A 3924-nucleotide genomic window follows, 5' to 3' on the forward strand; every position below is an offset into this window, starting at 1 on the left:
GTGGGGGGAGCGGTGATTTTGGAGGGGCGGTTCTTTGTTGGGTATAACGGGGCCGGGGCTGAGTTAGGACATATTGGTTTGAACATGGCGGGTCCTCCCTGTAACTGTGGTAGTCAGGGCTGTCTTGAACAGTACGTCTCGGCCCCGGCGATTACGCGCTGGGCCGGACAAAACCCTTTCCTGCTTGGACAACTCGCCCGTCAGGGCGACCCGGTGGCCCTCGCCCAGTGGGAGCAGATGGGCCGTTATTTAGGGGCGGGGCTGAGCAGTTTGGTCTATATTTTCACCCCCCAAATGATTGTGATTGGTGGCGGTGTGGCAGCGAGTCATCAATTCTTTTTGCCCAGTGCGCTGGCTGAGCTTGAACGGCGCGTCCTCCTGCCCTGTCGGGTCGGCTTGACGCTCTGTCCGGCTCTGTTAGGGAACGATGCGGGGATTGCTGGGGCGGCGCGATTGGCTTTTCAGACCTTCCCTTAAATCAGTTCAGCCGCTATCTTTGATTGATTGCAGGACTTACGCAAGAGCCATCGGCATAGCAGGGTGCTTGAGTTGCTGCATCAACCACCCAGAGCGCGGCCCCGCGTAAAAAGCACAGAATTCTAAGCAAGCTACCTATTCGCGCACGACGCGGCCCACCAGTGAGCCTTCATAGACCAAGGGATGGACCCGCAATGTAAAGAGGAAACCATCTACCGGAGCATACAGGGCGGCCTGAGTCAGTTGAGTAGGGCTGATGACTTGGCCTAGTTTCTGACCGGCTTGGACGTGCATCCCGACTTGGAGCCCACTCTCTAAAGTTAGTAAGCCTGCTTGGGGCGCGCTGAGATAGAAGACATTGTTTTCGTCTGCCACGTAGGAGGCCGACAGGATGGGGAGAGTCGTGTTGACTTGCAACACCCCCAGCCGCACCCACAGGTGCAAAATCCCCTGAACGACCCGTTCGCTCCAGAGTTGATGGAGTCTGCGCCCGGTCCCTAGTTCGACCACTAGCGTGTGGACCTGCCGTTCAAAAAGGGCTTGGGCTAGCGTCCCACCAATCCAATGCTGGGGGCTATGGGTCCAAACCAAGTCCAACCCCAACTCCTGGGCTAAATTCTTAAGGCGCGGACGGTCGGCAACCCGCACTTGGGGTACTTCCATCAAAAACTCGTTACTGCTGTGAATATCCACACAGACTTCAGCTTGGACCGCTTCTTGATAGACCGCCCAAGCCAACTGTTCCTCGCTACTTCCGCCCGCCACACCGGGGAAACTCCGGTTGAGGTCACTTTGATTAAAGCCCAGGAAGCGACGACTGATATTAGTACCAAGAGGATTGGCATTGGGTAACAAATGCACAGTTCCTCTGAGGGTCCAACCAGGGGGTAGATTCTGTAAAAAATGAGCCAGCCGATAACAGATGTAGCCCCCATCGAATTCATCCCCATGCAGACCAGAAATCACGACCACTAAAGGTCCAGTGACGGTAGCGGGCGCGAAACGATGCCGCCACAGGGTACAGGGCAATTGGAGGGGTAATTCTAGGCTGAAAACAGCCTCTTGCTGACTAAATACCTTGGGTGCGACGAACATGGACCCGCTATGGCGTGGGCATTATTATGGCATTCGGCTCCAGGATGTTACCTCGATGTAAAGAAAGTAATTAGAAAGCCCCAGCGAACCGGGGCTTTCTATGTGCGTTCCTAGGTGCTTATTCCTGTGGGGAGGTTTTAGCTAGGTACCGCTCCAACTCACTGAGGGCTTCAGCGTCCACTTTCGTCTGCATCGGACAGAATTTGGGACCACACATCGAACAGAATTCGGCGGTTTTGTAAATATCAGCAGGCAGGGTCTCGTCGTGGTACTCACGCGCCCGTTCCGGGTCCAGCGACAGAGCGAACTGCTGGTTCCAGTCGAAGTTATAACGCGCTGTGGAGAGTTGGTCATCGCGGTCCCGTGCCCCCGGACGCTTGCGGGCGAGGTCAGCAGCATGGGCGGCAATCTTGTAGGCAATCAGGCCACTACGGACATCCTCAGCATTGGGCAGACCCAGGTGTTCCTTGGGCGTGACGTAACAGAGCATCGCCGTCCCGTGCCAACCCGCCAAGGCCGCCCCAATCGCGGAGGTGATATGGTCGTAGCCCGGTGCAATATCCGTCACCAGGGGTCCCAACACATAAAAAGGAGCCTCGGAACATTCCTCCATCTGGCGTTTGACGTTCATCTCGATCTGGTCCATCGGCACATGACCCGGACCCTCGACCATCACTTGCACATCGTGCTCCCAGGCGCGACGAGTAAGTTGACCCAGGGTCTTGAGCTCGGCAAACTGGGCGGCATCGGAGGCATCGTGTTGACAACCGGGCCGCAAAGAATCGCCCAAACTGAACGAGACATCGTACTTCTTAAAAATTTCAATAATCTCGTCAAAGTGGGTATAGAGGGGGTTTTGTTGGTGGTAATTAAGCATCCACCGCGCCAAGATGCCGCCGCCCCTGGAGACAATCCCGGTGATCCGGTTGCGGACTAAGGGCAAGTGTTCAATCAAGATCCCGGCGTGGATCGTCATGTAATCTACGCCCTGTTTGGCGTGTTTTTCAATTACATCCAAGAAAACTTCCGGGGTGAGCTTGTCCATGTTGCCGTGGACGCTCTCCATCGCCTGATAGATGGGGACGGTACCAATCGGGACCGGGGAGTTGCGGATGATCGCGGTGCGGATCGTATCGAGGTCGCCGCCGCCGGTGGATAGGTCCATCACCGTATCCGCGCCGTACTTGACGGCCTGTTGGAGTTTAGCGAGTTCTTCCTCAATCCCGGAGCTATTGGGAGAGGCCCCGATGTTGGCGTTGACTTTACATTTGCTCGCGATCCCAATTGCCATCGGTTCGAGGTTGGGGTGGTTGATGTTAGCGGGGATGATCATGCGCCCCCGTGCCACTTCGGAGCGGATCAGCTCCATCGGGAGTTGCTCGCGTTGGGCGACGTAGGTCATTTCTTCGGTGATGAGCCCTTGGCGGGCGTAATGCATCTGGGAGACATTGGCTTGACCCGTGCGGCGGGCGATCCAGGAGCTACGCAAGCTCCCTGTAGTCATCGTCATGGTTAACTCCTGGGTAGACAGTAAGAGCCGCTTCCCTCCGCCAGTGTGAACTGGTTCAGGTTCTCAGGGTTTGATCTCAGCCCGGTCGCCCGGACACCCCTAGCTGTTTTGCATTATACGTCCCCCTGACACCATGACCATGAGTGTCCGTAAATCTTTGTGGTGAGCATCGCTAGGTCGGACCCTTGTTACTATAGAAAGCAACCGTACGACCGAGCCGAGCCGATGCGTCTATCCGTCCTACTCTTTAATGCGGGTACCGAGAACGAGGGGATCTATACCCTGAGCGTCAATGGTCAGAATACGGTCCTAGCTTTTGAAGAAGAGGATGATGCCACCCGCTACGCCCTACAACTCGAAGCCCAGGATTTCTTGAGTGCCAGTGTGGAGGCGATTGACCGCCGTGAACTCGAAGCTTTTTGTGAAAGTGCCCAGTTGAAGTTGAGTGTGATTACCCAAGGGATGTTTGCCCTCCCGCCCCAGACGAACCTGGAGCAACTCGACTGGACCCCAGGCCGGCCTCAACCCACGGAACAACCCTCTGAGATGGACCTACTCCGTCAACGGCTCGAAAAGCTACTCTAATTCGATGGAAAGTCTCTTACAGCCTGAGAGCGGTGTAGTCCTAGTTACAATCGCTGGGACCGTTGAATACATCCTGACCATAACACCTCAAATACGTAAATATAGTGGACCCGGAAAACTGGACAGCTAGCTAAGCGAGTCTCCTGCTCCATAAACTGGATAAGCTGACAAGCATTTAAAATGCGTTATACTGGAATTATTCAATGTCCAAAAATGTTACAACCATGCTTAGTAAAAGCTTCCTTTCCTCAGAAGAA

The 3924-nt window shown here is 55.1% G+C and carries 4 protein-coding genes and 1 riboswitch; of the genes, 2 read left to right on the forward strand and 2 right to left on the reverse strand.

Annotated features, from left to right (window positions below):
• On the forward strand, nucleotides 1–477 hold a 477-nt coding region (locus HFM78_RS15805; RefSeq protein ID WP_287130422.1), incomplete at its 5' end, for an ROK family protein.
• 135 nt (nucleotides 478–612) lie between these two features.
• Here HFM78_RS15805 and HFM78_RS15810 read toward each other — a convergent pair.
• On the reverse strand, nucleotides 613–1572 hold the full coding sequence (locus HFM78_RS15810; RefSeq protein ID WP_287130423.1) for a M14 family metallopeptidase: 960 nt from the start codon (nucleotides 1570–1572) through the stop codon (nucleotides 613–615).
• A 118-nt stretch (nucleotides 1573–1690) separates the two neighbouring features.
• The gene (gene thiC / locus HFM78_RS15815) at nucleotides 1691–3061 is read right to left on the reverse strand and encodes a phosphomethylpyrimidine synthase ThiC (protein ID WP_396033709.1); all 1371 of its coding nucleotides are present in this window, start codon (nucleotides 3059–3061) and stop codon (nucleotides 1691–1693) included.
• Between the two features lie 36 nt (nucleotides 3062–3097).
• Nucleotides 3098–3193: riboswitch (TPP riboswitch) on the reverse strand.
• A gap of 114 nt (nucleotides 3194–3307) precedes the next feature.
• Here thiC and HFM78_RS15820 point away from each other — a divergent pair.
• Nucleotides 3308–3667, forward strand: a complete 360-nt coding sequence (locus tag HFM78_RS15820; protein ID WP_287130425.1) for a DUF3110 domain-containing protein — start codon at nucleotides 3308–3310, stop codon at nucleotides 3665–3667.
• The last annotated feature ends 257 nt before the right edge of the window (nucleotides 3668–3924 follow it).

Origin of the sequence: Candidatus Cyanaurora vandensis (genome assembly GCF_013285555.1) — a bacterium.
Lineage (GTDB): Bacteria > Cyanobacteriota > Cyanobacteriia > Gloeobacterales > Anthocerotibacteraceae > Cyanaurora > Cyanaurora vandensis.

Coding starts and splice junctions, on each gene's coding strand:
- HFM78_RS15810 (WP_287130423.1), bottom strand. CDS start 1,572: ATGTTCGTCGCACCCAAGGTATTTAGTCAGCAAGAGGCTGTTTTCAGC.
- HFM78_RS15820 (WP_287130425.1), top strand. CDS start 3,308: ATGCGTCTATCCGTCCTACTCTTTAATGCGGGTACCGAGAACGAGGGG.